The organism is Streptomyces griseoruber (assembly GCF_001514205.1).
Lineage (GTDB): Bacteria > Actinomycetota > Actinomycetes > Streptomycetales > Streptomycetaceae > Streptomyces > Streptomyces griseoruber.
In genome coordinates this window covers 809,084-825,510 of record NZ_KQ948763.1, presented here as the reverse complement: position 1 = coordinate 825,510, position 16,427 = coordinate 809,084, and the positions used below count along the sequence as shown (strand labels likewise).

Here is a 16,427-nt window from a genome sequence, read left to right as displayed (position 1 = left end):
CACGCCCCTTATGGTCTCGTCAGCCCGAGCAGCCGGGCGGCGTTCTCCTTGAGGATCTTCGGCTTCACCTCGTCCTTGATCGTCAGCTTGTCGAAGTCGGCGAGCCAGCGGTCGGGGGTGAGGACGGGGAAGTCGGAGCCGAAGAGGACCTTGTCCTTCAGCAGCGTGTTCGCGTACTGGACGAGCTGCGGCGGGAAGTACTTCGGCGACCAGCCGGACAGATCGATGTGTACGCCCGGCTTGTGGGTGGCGACGGCGAGGGCCTCGTCCTGCCAGGGGAAGGACGGATGCGCCAGGATGATCTTGAGGTGCGGGAAGTCTGCGGCCACGTCGTCGACGTGGAGGGGGTTGGAGTACTTGAGACGGATGCCACCCCCTCCCGGCACCCCGGCGCCGATCCCCGTCTGGCCGGTGTGGAAGAGGGCGATGGTGCCGGTCTCCTCGATGACCTCGTACAGGTCGTACGCCACCGCGCGGTCGTTGGGGAAGAAGCCCTGGATGCTGGGGTGGAACTTGAATCCCTTCACCCCGTACTCCTCGACCAGCCGGCGCGCCTGCCTGACGCCCGCCTTGCCGCGGAAGGGGTCGATGGAGGCGAAGGGGATGAGGACGTCGGCGTTGGCGGCGGCGGCCTCGGCGACCTCCTCGTTGGGGACGGGGGCCGTGCCGGTCGCGGACTCGGCGTCCACCGTGAAGATCACGGCGGCCATCTTCCGCTCCCGGTAGTAGGCGGCCGTCTCCTCCAGGGTGGGCTTCCGCTTGCCCTCCACCTTGAAGTAGGCGGAGGACGCGTCGTGCAGGTCGTCGTCGAGGGAGGAGTGCCCCTTGGAGGACACCTCCGCGTGGGTGTGGACGTCGATCGCGACGAGTTCCTCGACATTGAGGGTCGTCATGGGTCAGGCCTCCGGGAACTTGGGCGCCGGGATACCGACGGTCTGCAGTTCGGCGCCGACCGAGGTAGGGAAGGCGGCGGCCAGGCTCTCGGGGGTCCAGCCGCCGTCGGCGTAGGCCGCCTTGATCTCCTGCGGATGCGACCAGAGTGCCACCTTGTCGCCGCCGATGCCGATGGCCTGGCCGGTGACGCCCCGGGCGGCCCCGGAGGCGAGGAACGGCACCAGCGCCGCGCAGTCCTCGGGGGTGCCGAAGCCCTCGCCCTTGCGCAGGAAGTCCGGCAGCGGCTCGCCGCTGCGCATGGCCTCGATGTACGGGGCGAAGGCGGGGATCGTCTCGGTCATCGCGGTCGCGGCGACCGGCACGATCGCGTTGACGGTGATGTTCGCGCGGCCCAGCTCCATGGCCCAGGTGCGGGCGAAGGCGGCGATGCCGGCCTTGGCTGCGGCGTAGTTCGTCTGGCCGAAGTTGCCGCGCTGGCCGGCCGGGGAGCCGACCAGGATCAGGGTGCCGCCCTCGCCCTGCTCGCGCATCCGCACGGCGGCGGCACGGGCGCAGGTGAAGGTGCCCTTGAGGTGGGTGGTGATCACCGCGTCGAAGTCGTCGTCGGTCATCTTCCACAGCACCTTGTCGCGCAGGATGCCCGCGTTGGTGACCAGGATGTCCAGCCGTCCGAACTCCTCGACCGCCCGGTTCACCAGCCGCTCGGCGGCCTCGGTGGTGCCGACCGGGACCACCTCGGCGACGGCCGTGCCGCCGGCCTCCGCGATGGACTTCACGGCCGCCTCGGCCACGGCCTCGTCGACGTCGTTGATCACCACGCGGGCGCCGTGTGCGGCGAGGGCCTGGGCGTACGCGAGGCCGAGGCCCCGGCCGCTGCCGGTGACGACGGCGACCTTGCCGGTGAGATCGATGCTGGTCACGAGCGAGTCCCTTCAGAAAGAGCCATGACCACGAGGGGGTCACGTGGAGCGGCGGGAGGTGCGGCTGCGAGATCGAAGCTAAGAGCAATAATTGTTGACGTCAATAGTTGTTGTCCACCTGCGGGTGAGTCATGCTGGAATCTGTACGACACACCGCCCCCGCCGGCCGTACGGGGGCCGAGACCAGGGAGCCCGCCATCGCCCGCCAGGACAACGCAGTGAACGCCGCCGCCCCGATCGACGGGAACGAGCCGTGGATGCGGGGACTGCACGCGGACACGGGCTATCTGCTCTACCGGCTGGGCCTGCGCTCCGGCCAGCTCTTCAACTCCTTCCTCCAGGAGTCGGGGCTGCGCCTGCGCCACTACGCCGTGCTGCGCTTCCTGGCCACCGCCGAGGGCGCGCTCCAGCGCGAGCTCAGCGCACGGCTCGGCTACGACCCGAGCGCGATCGTCGGCCTGGTCGACGACCTGGAGAAGCTGGGCTTCGCCGAACGCCGGCCCGCCCCCGACGACCGGCGCAGCCGGATCGTCGTCCTCACCGGGGACGGCCGCGCCTTCCTGCGCGGCACCGACGAGGCCGGACTGCGCGTGACGAACGAGCTCCTCGGCCCGCTCGACCCAGCCGAACGCGAGACGCTGCACACACTGCTGCTGCGGGTCACCGAGGACGGGCCGAGCTGATGCCATGGGGGCGACCGGAGCGACCGGAGCGACCGGAGCGACCAGAGCGACCAGAGCGACCGGAGCGACCGGAGCGACCGGAGCGACCGGAGGGGAACGGGGACGCCCCGCCCCGCACTCCCGGCCCGGCTTGTAATCCGGCACAGCCATGCACTCCCGGCCCGCCATGACCTCCCGTTCCGCGCCCGACCGGCTGCTGGCCGTGCTCGCCGCGTTCGACCACGCCCATCCGGCGCTGTCCCTGAGCGACATCGGCCGGCGCGCAGGGCTGACCCTGACCACCGCCCACCGGCTGGTGGGAGCGCTGACGGAATGGGGCGCGCTGGAGCGGGACGCGTCCGGCCTCTACCACGTGGGGCTGCGGCTGTGGGAGATCGCCGCGCTCGCGCCGCGCGGACTGGCCCTGCGGCAGGTGGCGTTGCCGTATCTGGAGGACCTGTACGAAGCCACCCACGAGAACGTGCAGTTGGCGGTGCGGGACGGATCCGAGGTCGTCTACACCGAGTGGATCTCCGGGCGTTCGGCCGTCGGAGTGCACATCCGGGTGGGCGCCCGCTGGCCGCTGCACGTCACCGGGGTCGGCCTGGTCCTCCTGGCCCATGGCGACGCGACGTTCCAAGAGACGTACTGTGCCGGACGGTTGGCGTCCTACACCGCTCACACCGTCACCGATCCGGCCCGGTTGCGCCGCATGCTGGCCGAAGTCCGGCGCACCGGCGTCGCGGTGAGCAGCCGTCAGGTCACCGACGACGCCCTGTCGGTGGCCGCACCCGTGCGCGGGCCGGGCGGTACGGTGGTCGCCGCCGTGTCGGTGGTCGTCCCCCACGCCGACGCCCAGGTGCCGGTCCTCGCCCCTGCCGTACGGGTCGCCGCGCGCGGAATCTCACGGGCGCTGGGGTGGCAGCCGGAGGGGGCGCGGGACTGAGCTCCGTCGCGCTTCCTCCCGCTCCCCGATTTCCTGGCGCCCCCCAAGCTCCTCAGTCCTCCTGCTCCCCGAGTTCCTCGAAGAGGGTGAGCTGGAGCGCGCCCGGAGCCTGGAGGCGGGCGTTCAGGGAGTTCCACGGGGTGCGGGTCGGCTCGGCGACCACCTCGGCGCCCGCGGCGGCGAGCCGGGCGGTCGCGGCGGTGGAGTCGTCGACCTGGAAGGCGACCCTGACGGGTCCGGCCACCCGGCGGCCGACCTCGACGTCGTCGATGAACGCGGCGTGGTTCGGGTCGGTCAGCTCCAGGGTGGCGCGGCCCGCGTCAAGGAGGGTGACCCGACCGTCGGGCGAGGAGAACGCGGCCCGCTCGGGGAGGCCGAGGACGTCCCGGTAGAAGCGCAGGGCCTCCTCGTAGTCGTCGGCGGTCACCACGAGACGGAGTTCACGGACTGCGGGCGCTTCGGACGCGTCGGACATCGGGGCTCCTCGATGATCACGGGTGTCGCCGGTTCCTTTCCCTGATCAACTCCGACCCCGATCCTTTTCTTTCCCTTTCTTCGCCCTTCCTTCCTCTGCCCCCTCTCCGCCTGCCTCCGCCCAGCCTCTCCTCACGGAAATCTCAGCCTGCGGTATGGGTATTCAAAGGATCAACCCATGTGCGGGGCGCAGGATGCCGGTGCAAAGGCGGACAACTCAGGAAGGCGTGCCGTGGGCGTCTCGCACATATCGAACCGGTCCGAGCAACGGACGCAGGGGTGGTCCCGGCGCGGGATCCTGTCCGTACTGGGGGTCGCTCCGGCCGCCGCGCTGACCGGCTGCAGTTCCGGGTCGGCGGACGCCTCGGAGGGCTCGGGCGGCGCCCAGGCGTCCGCCGCGGCGAAGGCCTCGGCGGCCGCCAAGACCCCGGTGATCACGGTCACCCCCGCGAACGGCACCAAGAAGGCCGCCTTCGGCAGTCCCGTCGAGGTGGCGGTGACGGACGGCACCCTGGCGTCCGTGAAGGTGACGGGCAACGACGGCTCCACGCTCGAGGGCTCCCTGAACGACGCGAAGACCCGGTGGACGTCGTCGAAGAACCCGTACTCGGGCACCAAGTACACCGTCACCGCGCAGGCCGAGGGCGCCGACGCCGAGACGGCCACCTTCACGACCAAGTCGCCCGGTGAGACCTTCGTCGGCTATTTCACCCCCGAGGCGAACTCGACCTCCGGCGTCGGCATGCCCGTGTCGATCAACTTCACGAAGGCCGTGAAGGACCGGGCCGCCGTACAGAAGGCGATCACGGTGACCGCCGAGCCGGCCGTGGAGATCGTGGGCCACTGGTTCAGCGACACCCGGCTGGACTTCCGGCCGGAGACGTACTGGGCGGCCGGCACCAAGATCACGCTCGGTCTGCGATTGAAGGACATCGAAGGACAGGATGGTGTCTACGGTATACAGTCGAAGGACGTCACCTTCCACATCGGCCGCGAGCAGATCAGCACCGTCGACCTGTCGTCCAAGGAGATGGTGGTCAAGCGGGACGGGGCGACCTACGCCACCTACCCCGTCTCCGGCGGCAACGCCGAGCACACCACCTGGGCCGGGATCATGGTGATCAGCGAGCGGTTCAAGCAGACCCGTATGGAGTCCTCGACGGTCGGCCTCGGCGACGAGTACGACATCTCCGACGTGCCGCACGCCCAGCGCCTGACCACCTCGGGCACCTTCGTCCACGGCAACTACTGGGCCTCCACCTCCGTCTTCGGCAGCCAGAACACCAGCCACGGCTGCGTCGGTCTGCACGACACCAAGGGCGCGAGCGACAGCTCGGTCGCGGGCTACAAGTTCTACGAGAGTTCCATGCTCGGCGACGTGGTGATCGTGAAGAACTCGGGCGACAAGACCGTCGAGGCGTCCAACGGCCTCAACGGCTGGAACCTGTCGTGGGCGGACTGGAAGGCGGGCAGCGCGGTTTAGCCCGTTTGCGTGCTTCACGCCCTGAACTTCCTTGCAGCGAAAGGACTTTCCTCGCTTTAAGTCTTGACGACTCTCGGGACGGAGAGCACATTGGGCGCACTTTGAGAGCGCTCTCAAAGCGTGCTCCCACAGTGTCACCCGCACCCCACCCCTCCGTACCCGAGAGGTCCCCCCATGAGTGCTCCCTCCGGCATGTCCAGACGGCGACGCGCCCTCATCGCCGTCCTCGGCACCCTCGGTCTGGCGGCCGCGGCGGCGACGGCCGTCACCCTGCCCGCGAACGCCTCCGCTCCCACGCCCCCCTCGGGCTGGACCCAGGTCTTCCTCGACGACTTCAACGGCACCGCGGGAACCGGTGTCAACACCTCCAACTGGCAGTACAGCACCGGAACTTCATATCCCGGCGGCCCCGCCAACTGGGGCACCGGCGAGGTCGAGACGATGACCAGCAGCACCAGCAACGTCTCCCTCGACGGCAGCGGCAACCTGCGCATCACCCCGCTGCGCGACTCGGCGGGCAACTGGACCTCGGGCCGGATCGAGACGGTCCGCACCGACTTCCAGCCCCCGTCCGGCGGCAAACTCCGCGTGGAGGCCCGGCTGCAGATGCCGAACGTCACCGGCACCGCGGCCGAGGGCTACTGGCCGGCGTTCTGGATGCTCGGCGCCCCCTACCGTGGCAACTACCAGAACTGGCCCAGTGTGGGCGAGCTGGACATCATGGAGAACGTCCAGGGCCTCAACAAGGTCTGGGCGACGATGCATTGCGGCACCAACCCGGGCGGCCCGTGCAACGAGACCACCGGCATCGGCAACTCCACGGCCTGTCCCGGCACCACCTGCCAGTCGGGCTTCCACACCTACACGATGGAATGGGACCGCTCGGTCTCCCCCGAGGCGATCCGCTTCTACGTCGACGGCGTCAACTACCACACGGTGACGGCAAGTCAGGTCGACGCGACCACCTGGGCCAACGCCACCAACCACGGGTTCTTCGTCATCCTGAACGTGGCGATGGGCGGCGCCTTCCCCGACGCCCTCGGCGGCGGCCTGGACAGCGCCACCGAGTCGGGCCACCCGATGGTCGTCGACTACGTGCAGGTGCTCCAGGCCGCGGGCAGTGGGAGCGGTACCACCTCGCCCACGTCCGGCAGCCGCGACGCCTACTCCACGATCCAGGCCGAGTCCTACGACAGCCAGTCCGGCGTCTCGACCGAGACCACCACCGACACCGGCGGCGGCCAGAACATCGGCTACCTCGCCAACGGCGACTGGGCGCTGTACAAGGGCGTCACCTTCGGCTCCACGGCGGCGACCCAGTTCAGCGCGCGGGTGGCGAGCGGCGCGGCCTCCGGCATCAGCGGTCTGGTCGAAGTACGTCTGGACAGCCCCACCAGCACCCCGATCGGCAGCTTCGCGGTGGCCAACACCGGCGGCTGGCAGACCTGGAAGACGGTTCCGGCCAACATCAGCTCCGTCACCGGCACGCACGACGTGTATCTCACCTTCACCAGCGGGCAGTCGGCGGACTTCGTCAACGTCAACTGGTACACGTTCGGTCACTGACACAGACCCACACCGGTGCCGGGCCCCCACCCGCACGAACGGGGGCCCGGCACCGCACGATTCGCCCGTCAGGCGGGGCAAGAGGTCTGCCCCGCCGCCCCTTTCCCCGACCCGTCCCGCAAGAGCCCGGCGACCTCGGCGAGCATCCGCGGGCCGGACCAACGCCTCCTCACCCTGCGGCGCACGGCCGGCAACACGGCTGCCGTCCAACTGCTCTGCGGGAAAGACCCCTTCGCCGCTCCGGCACAGGAGGAGCACCGGCACGGACCCGACTGCGGCCGGGGCGAGGCGGGACCGGACAGCACGGGCCGGGCGGTCCGGGCCGGGCTGGGCCGGGCCGGGCCGGGCTGGGCCGGGCCGGGCCGGGCCGGGCTGGGCCGGGCTGATCAAACCGAGCGCGTCCCGCAGGCCCGGACCTGACGATCCGCCCGCTCGAGGCGGTGCTGCTCATCAAGCTTGCCAAGGGCCGTACTTGAGGAAACTCAGCCACCACCGACTGGTATCTGACGGAACGTCACCAAGGCAGTGGCCGCTCGTCGTGGAAGAAGCCGCCGGTGGGGCCGTCGTCGGGGAGCGTCGCGGCCCATACGATCCCGGCGGCGCCCTCAGCGACGGGCCGCCCGCCCGGACCGCCCATGTCGGTGGCGACCCAGCCGGGACAGACCGAGTTGACCAGCACACCGTCGGCACGCAGTTCGCCCGCCAGCATCCGGGTGAGCGCGTTCAGCCCGGCCTTGGACACCGAGTAGGCGGGCGTGCCGCCGGTCATTCCGGCCAGCGATCCGCCCTCGCTGGAGACGTTCACGACCCGTGGCCGACGGCTCGCCCGCAACAGCGGCAGCACAGCCTGCACAAGCCGCCAAGGCCCGTACAGATTGGTCTCCATGGCCTCGCGTACGACGTCCAGATCGGCGCCGACGGCCCGTTGCCAGGTGTCGTAGGTGATCGCCGCGTTGTTCACCAGCACGTCGAGCCCACCGAACCGCTCCCGCAGCACCCGGGCCACTGCCTCCGTGTCGGCCGGGCTTCTCACGTCCAGCCGCAACGGGTGCGCGCCGGCACCGAGCCGGGCGGCGGCCTCCCGCGCGGCCCGCTCGGACCGGGCAGTGACCAGTACCGTCCAGCCCAGACCGAGGAGTTGACGGGACACCTCGTGCCCGATGCCACGGTTCGCCCCGGTCACCAATGCGATCACTGCGCGCCCTTTCACCGTCCGGCCCGTACCGGGCACAAGCCTTGCAGAGGGCAGCACCGGATCAGCGGCGCCCCGCCTCCGGTACGGCGGTGAAGGTCCCGTCCGTGAGAACGGGCACGGCGGTGGACGCGTCCAGCTCAGTCGCGATCACCACGTCGTCCGGGAAACCACCCCGGGTCAGCTCCCGCCCCGAGGCGCAGTCGGCCACCGTGTCCGCCACGTCCGGAGTCCCCATGAAGGCGGCCCGTGCGGCGGACGCCTCGGGCGACAGCGGGCCGGCTCCCTGAGCACGCAGTTCCGCGATGATCGCACCGGCCCCCAGCAGGTCCTCCAGCGCGGGCCGCAGGCTGCCGTCGGGCCAGCGCTCACCGGCGGCGACCACACCGACCGGCCGGTCCTCGGTCCCGTACCCCTGAGCGGCGAGCCGCCGTCCCACGGCCGTCGCGTTGCGCAGACAGCCCGCGATCACGGTCGTGCCGCCGGCCGCCGCGGCGATCGCCGAACCGTTCGGCGACGGCAGCACCAGCCGGGAAGCGAAGGGCGCCCGACGGAGAGCGGCGGGCGAGAGCGACCAGGGTGCCTCCGGGGTCATCTCCCTTCGGCCAACGGCGAGTTCGGCTTCCCGTGCGTCGGCGAAGGCGCGTGCGGTCGCGTCCCGCCAGGCGTACGGGTAGACGTGGGTTCCGCGCTCGACGGCGACGGTGACCGAGGTGGTGAAGGAGAGGACGTCGACCACCACGAGACAGGCGACGTCCCCGGCCAGCTCCCGCGCACCGACGGGACCCCACTCGAACCGGACGCCGTGCCCTTGCTGAAGGAACCAGTCAGTCATGAGAGGGGAGTCTCACCGCATACCGTCACCGGGATCAACCCCGCCGGTCGGCCGAAGGCTGTCTACAATCGCCCGCCGACTGTCGCCCGGCGACCGCCGACCGGCAACCGGCGACCGCCGACCGGCGACCGGCGACCGGCGACCGGCGACCGGCGACCGGCGACCGGCGACCGGCGACCGGCGACCGGCGACCGGCGACCGGCGACCGGCGACCGGCGACCGTCCATGTTCGCCCGCCGACTGTCGACCGCCGCTTGTCGACCGCCGACCGTCGACTGCCCACCGCAGACCGCAGACCGACACCCATCCACCATCCACCACCGCCGCCGCCACCGCCGGCCGCCCCGCCCACCCCTCACCGCAGCTCCGCCCGAAACCCCACCGGCGACATCCCTGTATGCAGGTGGAAGAACTTGGAGAAGTTCGCCGGATCGGGGAATCCCACCGCCGCTCCGACCCGCCCGATCGGCAGATCCGTGTGGGCCAGCAGCCGTTTCGCTTCCAGGACGACCCGTTTGTCGATGAAGCCCTTGGGCGTCTCGCCGGTGGCGGCACGGACCGCGCGGACGAGGGTACGGCGGGAGTAGCCGAGGGCGTCGGCGTAGGCGCTGACGCTGTGCTGGGTGGCGAAGTCCCGTTCCACGGCGTCCCGGAAGAGGGTGAACGTCGACTCGGTGCGCCGTCCGGCTTCCGCGGAGCTGGTCGCGAGGTGGGCGAGGCGCAGCAGGAAGGCGGTGAGTGAGTGCCGGAGCACGGCCGTGTGCAGGGCTGGAGGCAGGGGTGCGCTGTCCTCGTACTCCCGTTGGAGGTGGCTGAGTGCGGCGCGCAGGGAGGCGAGTTGCGGGGCGTCCGGGCGGAGCAGGGGCGGCAGGTCGTAGCGGTAGAGGCCGGTGGCCTCGACGGTGGTGCGGGGGAGGAAGCCGGGCTGCATGGTCAGGACGGTTCCGCGGTACTCGTTCGACTTCGAGAAGCGGTGGACCTGGCCCGGGCGGATCCAGAGCAGTTCGCCGGTGGTCGCCTCGTACTCCGCGAAGTCGATCATGTGGCGTACGGGGCCGTCGTCGAACAGCATCACCACGTGGAAGTCGATGCGGTGGACGCGGTCCAGCGGTGTGTCGTCGGCGTGCCAGGTGCGGCCCGCGCCCATGGGGCCGACCTGCATACCGACACCGCCGACGCTCAGCTCGGCGGGGAAGGGGAGGGTTCTGATGCCGTCGCCGGCGGTTCCGCCTTGGGGCCGTATGTCCGCCATGTCGTTCTCGTGCCGTCCTGCCGCTGCTGCCGGTGTCCCACTTTCACCACAGGCTGACACAGGAAGACCTTCCCCCGTAAAAGTCAGACTTTTAAGTTTGAACGCGCTAGGACGCTTCTCCCTCTCCCATCGAGGATTTCTTGAAGATGAGCACGCAGACTCCGAACAGTTTCGAGTGGACCGAACTCGACCGGCGTGCCGTCGACACCGCCCGCCTTTTGGCGGCGGATGCCGTACAGCGGGTGGGCAACGGCCACCCGGGCACCGCGATGAGCCTGGCGCCCGCCGCGTACACGATCTTTCAGAAGGTGATGCGTCACGATCCGGCGGACCCGGAGTGGACGGGCCGTGACCGCTTCGTCCTCTCCCCCGGCCACACCTCGCTGACGCTCTACACCCAGCTGTTCCTCTCCGGCTACGAGCTGGACCTGGGGGACCTGAAGAGCTTCCGGACCCATGGTTCGAAGACGCCGGGCCACCCCGAGTACGGGCACACGGCGGGCGTCGAGACGACCACGGGCCCGCTCGGCCAGGGGGTCGCCAACGCCGTCGGCATGGCGATGGCGGCCCGCTACGAGCGCGGCCTGTTCGACCCCGAGGCGCCGGCCGGCGAGTCCCCGTTCGACCACACCGTCTGGGCGATCGTCTCCGACGGCGACCTGGAGGAGGGGGTCTCCGCCGAGGCCTCCTCCCTCGCCGGGCACCAGAAGCTCGGCAATCTGGTCCTCCTCTACGACGACAACCACATCTCCATCGAGGGCGACACCGCGACGGCGTTCTCGGAGGACGTGCTGAAGCGGTACGAGGCCTACGGCTGGCAGGTGCGGCGCGTGGAGCCCGCGGACAACGGCGACACCGACGTATACGCCCTGTATGCAGCCCTGGAGGCGGCGCGGGCCGAGACCGCGCGTCCCTCGATCGTCGCACTGCGCACGATCATCGCCTGGCCCGCTCCCCATGCCCAGAACACCGAGGCCTCCCACGGCTCGGCGCTCGGCGCGGAGGAGGTCGCCGCCACCAAGCGCGTCCTCGGCTTCGACCCCGAGCGGTCCTTCCAGGTCGACGAGGACGTCCTCGCCCACACCCGCGGCGCGCTCGACCGGGGCGCCGAGGCCCACGCCGCCTGGGACAAGCGGGTCGCCGAGTGGCGCGCCGGCACCCCGGAGAGGGCCGCCCTGTTCGACCGGGTCGTGGCGGGACAGCTCCCCGAAGGATGGGAGGACGCACTGCCGGTGTTCGAGCCGGGCACGTCCGTCGCCACCCGTGCCGCCTCCGGCAAGGTGCTCCGGTCGCTGGGCGCGGTCCTGCCCGAACTCTGGGGCGGCTCCGCCGACCTGGCGGGCTCCAACAACACCACGATCGACGGGAGTTCCTCCTTCCTCCCCGAGGGCAATCCGCTGCCCGGGGCCGACCCCTACGGCCGTACGATCCACTTCGGCATCCGCGAGTTCTCGATGGCGGCGGAGATGAACGGCATCGCGCTGCACGGCAACACCCGTGTCTACGGCGGCACGTTCCTGGTGTTCTCCGACTACATGCGCAACGCCGTGCGGATGTCGGCGCTGATGCAGCTGCCGGTGACCTACGTGTGGACGCACGACTCCATCGGTCTCGGCGAGGACGGCCCGACCCACCAGCCGGTCGAGCACCTGGCGTCGCTGCGCGCCATCCCCGGGCTGAACGTGGTCCGGCCGGCCGACGCCAACGAGACCGCCGTCGCCTGGGCCGAGATCCTCCGGCGGCACGCCACCCGCCCCGCCCCGCACGGACTGGCCCTGACCCGGCAGGGCGTGCCGGCGTACGCCCTCAACCCCGATGCCGCGAAGGGTGGTTACGTCCTGCGCGAGTCGTCGACGGAGAGCCCTGAGGTCATCCTCGTCGCCACCGGCTCGGAGGTGCGGCTCGCCGTCGCCGCGCGGGAGCGGCTGGAGTCCGAGGGGATCGGGACGCGGGTGGTGTCGATGCCGTCCGTGGAGTGGTTCGAGGAGCAGCCGCGGGAGTACCGCGAGAGCGTGCTGCCGCCGGCCGTGAAGGCCCGGGTCGCGGTCGAGGCGGGCATCGGTCTCACCTGGTACCGGTACGTCGGGGACGCCGGCCGCATCGTCTCCCTCGAGCACTTCGGCGCCTCCGCCGACGCGGACACCCTGTTCGCCGAGTACGGCTTCACCCCTGAGAACGTCGCCGCCGCAGCCCGGGAATCCCTTGCTGCCGCGCGTGGTTGATCCGAACGCCAGAAAGAAGATGATCACAGTGACCGAAGCGACCGCGCCCACCGCGGAAGCCCTGAAGCGCCTGTCCGACGAGGGCGTCTCCATCTGGCTGGACGACCTGTCGCGCAAGCGGATCCAGTCCGGCAACCTCGCCGACCTCGTCGCCACGCGGCACGTCGTCGGCGTCACCACCAACCCGTCCATCTTCCAGGCCGCCATCGGCTCCGGCGAGGGCTACGAGGAGCAGCTCGCCGATCTGGCCGTGCGGGGTGTGACGGTCGATGAGGCCGTGCGAATGATGACGACGGCCGATGTGCGTGCGGCAGCCGATATCCTGCATTCTGTATACACAACATCGGATGGTGTCGACGGTCGTGTGTCGATCGAGGTCGATCCCCGCCTCGCCCACGACACCGCGGCCACCGTAGCGGAGGCCAAGCAGCTTGCCTGGCTCGTCGACCGACCCAACGTGATGATCAAGATCCCGGCGACGAAGGCCGGTCTCCCGGCTATCACCGAGGTCATCGGCCTCGGTATCAGCGTCAACGTCACGCTGATCTTCTCGCTGGAGCGCTACCGCGAGGTCATGGAGGCCTACCTGGCGGGCCTGGAGCAAGCGCTTTCCAACGGCGTGGACCTCTCCACCGTCCACTCGGTGGCCTCCTTCTTCGTCTCCCGCGTCGACTCCGAGATCGACAAGCGGCTGACCGTCCTCGGCACGGACCAGTCGCTCGCGCTGAAGGGGCGGGCGGCGCTGGCGAACGCACGGCTGGCCTACGAGGCGTACGAGGGCGTCTTCGCCGGTGAGCGCTGGGCCGCTCTGGCCGGGGCGGGGGCGAACCGGCAGCGTCCGCTGTGGGCATCCACCGGTGTGAAGGATCCTGCATACAAGGACACGCTGTATGTGGACGATCTGGTCGCGCCGGGCACCGTCAACACCATGCCGGAGGCCACGCTGGACGCCGTCGCCGACCACGGCGCCGTCATCGGCGACACGGTCACCGGCGGCTACGGCCAGGCCCGCGCCGACCTGGCCGCCGTGGCGGCACTCGGTGTCTCCTACGACGAGGTCGTCACCCGTTTGGAGGACGAGGGTGTCGCCAAGTTCGAGGCGGCGTGGGAGGACTTGCTGAACACGGTCACGAAGTCGCTGCAGAGCAAGGGAGCTGACGCGGAATGAGCACCATCCCTGTGTGGGACAACCCCCTGCGGGACCCCCGTGACCGGCGCCTGCCCCGTATCGCGGGCCCGTCGGGCCTGGTGATCTTCGGGGTGACGGGCGACCTGTCCCGCAAGAAGCTGATGCCGGCCGTGTACGACCTCGCCAACCGCGGGCTGCTGCCGCCGGGCTTCTCGCTCGTCGGGTTCGCCCGCCGGGACTGGGAGGACCAGGACTTCGCGCAGGTCGTGCACGACGCCGTGCGCGAGCACGCGCGGACCCCGTTCCGCGAGGAGGTCTGGCAGCAGCTCGCCGAGGGCATGCGGTTCGTGCCGGGCGACTTCGACGACGACACGGCGTTCAAGCAGCTCAAGGCGGCCGTCGAGGAGCTGGACACCTCGCGCGGCACGGGCGGCAACTTCGCCTTCTATCTCTCCGTACCGCCGAAGTTCTTCCCGAAGGTCGTCGAGCAGCTGAAGAGGCACGGGCTGGCGAAGGCCCCGGAGGGCTCCTGGCGACGGGCGGTCATCGAAAAGCCGTTCGGACACAATCTGGCGAGCGCCCGTGAGCTGAACGCGGTCGTGCACGACGTGTTCGAACCGGACCAGGTGTTCCGCATCGACCACTACCTGGGCAAGGAGACCGTCCAGAACATCCTGGCACTGCGGTTCGCCAACACCATGTTCGAGCCGATCTGGAACCGGTCGTTCGTCGACCATGTGCAGATCACCATGGCCGAGGACATCGGTATCGGCGGCCGCGCCGGCTACTACGACGGCATCGGCTCGGCCCGTGACGTCATCCAGAACCACCTGCTCCAGCTGATGGCGCTGACCGCCATGGAGGAGCCCGCCTCCTTCGACGCGTCCTCGCTGCTCACCGAGAAGCTCAAGGTGCTCAGGGCGGTGAAGCTGCCGGAGGACCTCGGCGGGCACACCGTGCGGGCGCAGTACGCGGGCGCCTGGCAGGGCGGCGAGAAGGTGCGCGGCTATCTGGAGGAGGAGGGCATCGACCCGGCCTCGACGACGGACACGTACGCCGCCGTGAAGCTGAACGTCGACAACCGGCGCTGGGCCGGCGTCCCGTTCTATCTGCGCACCGGCAAGCGGCTCGGCCGCCGGGTCACCGAGATCGCGGTCGTCTTCCAGTCGGCGCCCCACTCCCCCTTCGACTCCTCGGCGACGGAGGAGCTCGGCAAGAACGCGATCGTCATCCGCGTCCAGCCCGACGAGGGCATCACCGTCCGCTTCGGCTCGAAGGTGCCGGGCACCTCGATGGAGATCCGGGACGTGACGATGGACTTCGCCTACGGCGAGTCCTTCACGGAGTCGAGCCCCGAGGCGTACGAGCGCCTCATCCTGGACGTACTGCTCGGCGATGCCAACCTTTTCCCGCGCCACCAGGAAGTGGAAGAGTCCTGGAAGATCCTCGACCCGATCGAGGAGTACTGGGCGGCCCACGGACGGCCCGCGCAGTACCCCTCGGGCAGCTGGGGCCCGGAGGAAGCCGACGAGATGCTCGCACGAGACGGACGGAGCTGGCGCAGGCCATGAAGATCGACCTGACGGACACCACGGCAAGCAAGATCAACAAGGCGTTGGTGCAGGGTCGCCGCGCCATCGGCACACCCGCCGTGGGCATGGTCCTGACGATGGTGATCGTCACGGACGAGGAGAACGCCTACGACTCGATCAAGGCGGCCGAGGAGGCCTCGCACGAGCACCCCTCGCGCACCCTCGTCGTCATCAAGCGGCACGCCCGCACCCCGCGGGAGCGCACGCAGTCGCGGCTGGACGCGGAGGTGCGCGTCGGCTCCGAGGCCGGCACCGGCGAGACGGTGATCCTGAGGACCTACGGCGAGGTGTCCGACCACGCCGACTCGGTGGTCCTGCCGCTGCTGCTGCCGGACGCGCCGGTCGTCGTGTGGTGGCCGGTGGACGCCCCCGAGTACCCGTCGAAGGACCCGCTGGGCGCGCTCGCGCAGCGCCGGATCACCGATCTGTATGCCGTCGAGAACCCGCTGCAGACGATGGAGACCCGGATGCGTTCCTACGCGCCCGGTGACACCGACCTCGCGTGGACCCGGCTGACGCCGTGGCGTTCGATGCTGGCGGCGGCCCTGGACCAGGCCCGGGTGCCGATCGTGTCGGGGGCGGTGGAGGCCGAGGCGGAGAACCCGGCCGCCGAGCTGCTGGCGCGCTGGCTGGAGGCGCGGCTCGGGGTCCGGATCGACCGTGTCGTCACCGCCGGACCGGTCGTCACGGCCGTGCGGCTGGGCACCGCGGGCGGCGAGATCGTCATCGACCGCCCCGAGGGCCCCCTCGCCACGCTGACCCTGCCGGGCCAGCCCTCGCGCACCCTCGCGCTGAAGGTCCGCACCACCTCCGAACTGATCGCCGAGGAGCTCAGGCGCCTCGACGCGGACGAGATGTACGCCATCGCCCTCAGGGGCGAGGGCACCAAGGAGAACCCCTCTCATGTCTGACTCACCCCAGCTGTCGGAGCGGCCCGAGTGGGCCGCCCTGGCGGACCACCGTGCGCACGGAACCCCGGGTCTGCGTGAGCTGTTCGCGGCGGACCCCGGGCGCGCGGAGCGGTACGTGGTGCGCGTCGGCGACCTGCGCATCGACTACTCGAAGAACCTGGTCACCGACGAGACGCTGGCCCTGCTCACCGAACTGGCCGCCGCCACCGGTGTGTTCGGGCTGCGGGACGCCATGTTCCGCGGCGAGAAGATCAACACCACCGAGGGCCGCGCGGTCCTGCACACCGCCCTGCGCGCGCCCGCCGACGCGGTCGTGGAGGTCGACGGCGAGAACGTCGTGCCCCAGGTG

The 16,427-nt window shown here is 70.5% G+C and carries 15 protein-coding genes and 1 pseudogene; 10 read left to right on the top strand and 6 right to left on the bottom strand.

Going from position 1 to position 16,427, the window contains the following annotated elements; translation table 11 throughout:
• Window positions 1-8 precede the first annotated feature (8 nt).
• On the bottom strand, window positions 9-893 hold the full coding sequence (locus tag AQJ64_RS03490) for an amidohydrolase family protein (RefSeq protein WP_055634583.1): 885 nt from the start codon (window positions 891-893) through the stop codon (window positions 9-11).
• Between the two features lie 3 nt (window positions 894-896).
• Window positions 897-1,814 carry an SDR family NAD(P)-dependent oxidoreductase gene (locus AQJ64_RS03485; protein ID WP_055634584.1) on the bottom strand — a complete coding sequence of 306 codons (918 nt, stop codon included), beginning with the start codon at window positions 1,812-1,814 and terminating at the stop codon, window positions 897-899.
• A 131-nt stretch (window positions 1,815-1,945) separates the two neighbouring features.
• On the opposite strand from AQJ64_RS03485, the gene AQJ64_RS03480 reads away from it, so the two are divergent.
• Together AQJ64_RS03480 and AQJ64_RS03475 are read left to right on the top strand one after the other, a co-directional pair.
• The gene (locus tag AQJ64_RS03480; protein WP_240512661.1) at window positions 1,946-2,497 is read left to right on the top strand and encodes a MarR family winged helix-turn-helix transcriptional regulator; all 552 of its coding nucleotides are present in this window, start codon (window positions 1,946-1,948) and stop codon (window positions 2,495-2,497) included.
• A 166-nt stretch (window positions 2,498-2,663) separates the two neighbouring features.
• Window positions 2,664-3,422 carry an IclR family transcriptional regulator gene (locus AQJ64_RS03475; RefSeq protein WP_055634589.1) on the top strand — a complete coding sequence of 253 codons (759 nt, stop codon included), beginning with the start codon at window positions 2,664-2,666 and terminating at the stop codon, window positions 3,420-3,422.
• Window positions 3,423-3,474: 52 nt separating this feature from the next.
• Here AQJ64_RS03475 and AQJ64_RS03470 read toward each other — a convergent pair whose 3' ends face one another.
• A complete protein-coding gene (locus AQJ64_RS03470; protein ID WP_055634585.1) occupies window positions 3,475-3,897 on the bottom strand; it encodes a VOC family protein in 423 nt (140 codons plus the stop codon).
• A gap of 231 nt (window positions 3,898-4,128) precedes the next feature.
• Here AQJ64_RS03470 and AQJ64_RS03465 point away from each other — a divergent pair, with 231 nt between their 5' ends.
• The 3 genes from AQJ64_RS03465 to AQJ64_RS48885 all read left to right on the top strand — a co-directional run bounded on the left by AQJ64_RS03465 (window position 4,129) and on the right by AQJ64_RS48885 (window position 7,365).
• A complete protein-coding gene (locus AQJ64_RS03465) occupies window positions 4,129-5,379 on the top strand; it encodes a L,D-transpeptidase (protein WP_055634586.1) in 1,251 nt (416 codons plus the stop codon).
• A gap of 174 nt (window positions 5,380-5,553) precedes the next feature.
• Window positions 5,554-6,945, top strand: coding sequence for a glycoside hydrolase family 16 protein (locus AQJ64_RS03460; protein WP_055634587.1), 1,392 nt, complete (start codon window positions 5,554-5,556; stop codon window positions 6,943-6,945).
• Between the two features lie 15 nt (window positions 6,946-6,960).
• Window positions 6,961-7,365 carry a hypothetical protein gene (locus tag AQJ64_RS48885; protein WP_159060272.1) on the top strand — a complete coding sequence of 135 codons (405 nt, stop codon included), beginning with the start codon at window positions 6,961-6,963 and terminating at the stop codon, window positions 7,363-7,365.
• A 94-nt stretch (window positions 7,366-7,459) separates the two neighbouring features.
• Here AQJ64_RS48885 and AQJ64_RS03455 read toward each other — a convergent pair whose 3' ends face one another.
• From AQJ64_RS03455 to AQJ64_RS03445, 3 genes are all read right to left on the bottom strand, one after another.
• Window positions 7,460-8,140, bottom strand: a complete 681-nt coding sequence (locus AQJ64_RS03455) for an SDR family NAD(P)-dependent oxidoreductase (protein ID WP_059202397.1) — start codon at window positions 8,138-8,140, stop codon at window positions 7,460-7,462.
• A gap of 61 nt (window positions 8,141-8,201) precedes the next feature.
• Window positions 8,202-8,972 (bottom strand): 2-phosphosulfolactate phosphatase, encoded by a 771-nt coding sequence (locus AQJ64_RS03450; RefSeq protein WP_055637701.1) that lies wholly within the window; start codon window positions 8,970-8,972, stop codon window positions 8,202-8,204.
• Between the two features lie 355 nt (window positions 8,973-9,327).
• A complete protein-coding gene (locus AQJ64_RS03445; protein ID WP_055635894.1) occupies window positions 9,328-10,224 on the bottom strand; it encodes a helix-turn-helix domain-containing protein in 897 nt (298 codons plus the stop codon).
• 146 nt (window positions 10,225-10,370) lie between these two features.
• Here AQJ64_RS03445 and tkt point away from each other — a divergent pair, with 146 nt between their 5' ends.
• The 5 genes and pseudogenes from tkt to AQJ64_RS03420 all read left to right on the top strand — a co-directional run.
• Window positions 10,371-12,446 (top strand): transketolase, encoded by a 2,076-nt coding sequence (gene tkt, locus AQJ64_RS03440; protein ID WP_055635893.1) that lies wholly within the window; start codon window positions 10,371-10,373, stop codon window positions 12,444-12,446.
• 19 nt (window positions 12,447-12,465) lie between these two features.
• Entirely contained in the window at window positions 12,466-13,614 is a 1,149-nt protein-coding gene (tal, locus tag AQJ64_RS03435) for a transaldolase (RefSeq protein WP_055635895.1), read from the top strand.
• Window positions 13,611-15,146: a glucose-6-phosphate dehydrogenase gene (gene zwf, locus AQJ64_RS03430; RefSeq protein ID WP_055635892.1), complete on the top strand. Its 1,536-nt coding sequence runs from the start codon at window positions 13,611-13,613 to the stop codon at window positions 15,144-15,146. The genes tal and zwf overlap by 4 nt, the downstream gene beginning before the upstream one ends.
• Complete coding sequence (gene opcA, locus AQJ64_RS03425) at window positions 15,143-16,078, top strand: glucose-6-phosphate dehydrogenase assembly protein OpcA (RefSeq protein WP_055635891.1); 936 nt, start codon at window positions 15,143-15,145, stop codon at window positions 16,076-16,078. The genes zwf and opcA overlap by 4 nt, the downstream gene beginning before the upstream one ends.
• Window positions 16,071-16,427 (top strand): annotated as a pseudogene (locus tag AQJ64_RS03420) (glucose-6-phosphate isomerase); the annotation flags it as partial. The gene opcA and the pseudogene AQJ64_RS03420, both read left to right, overlap by 8 nt.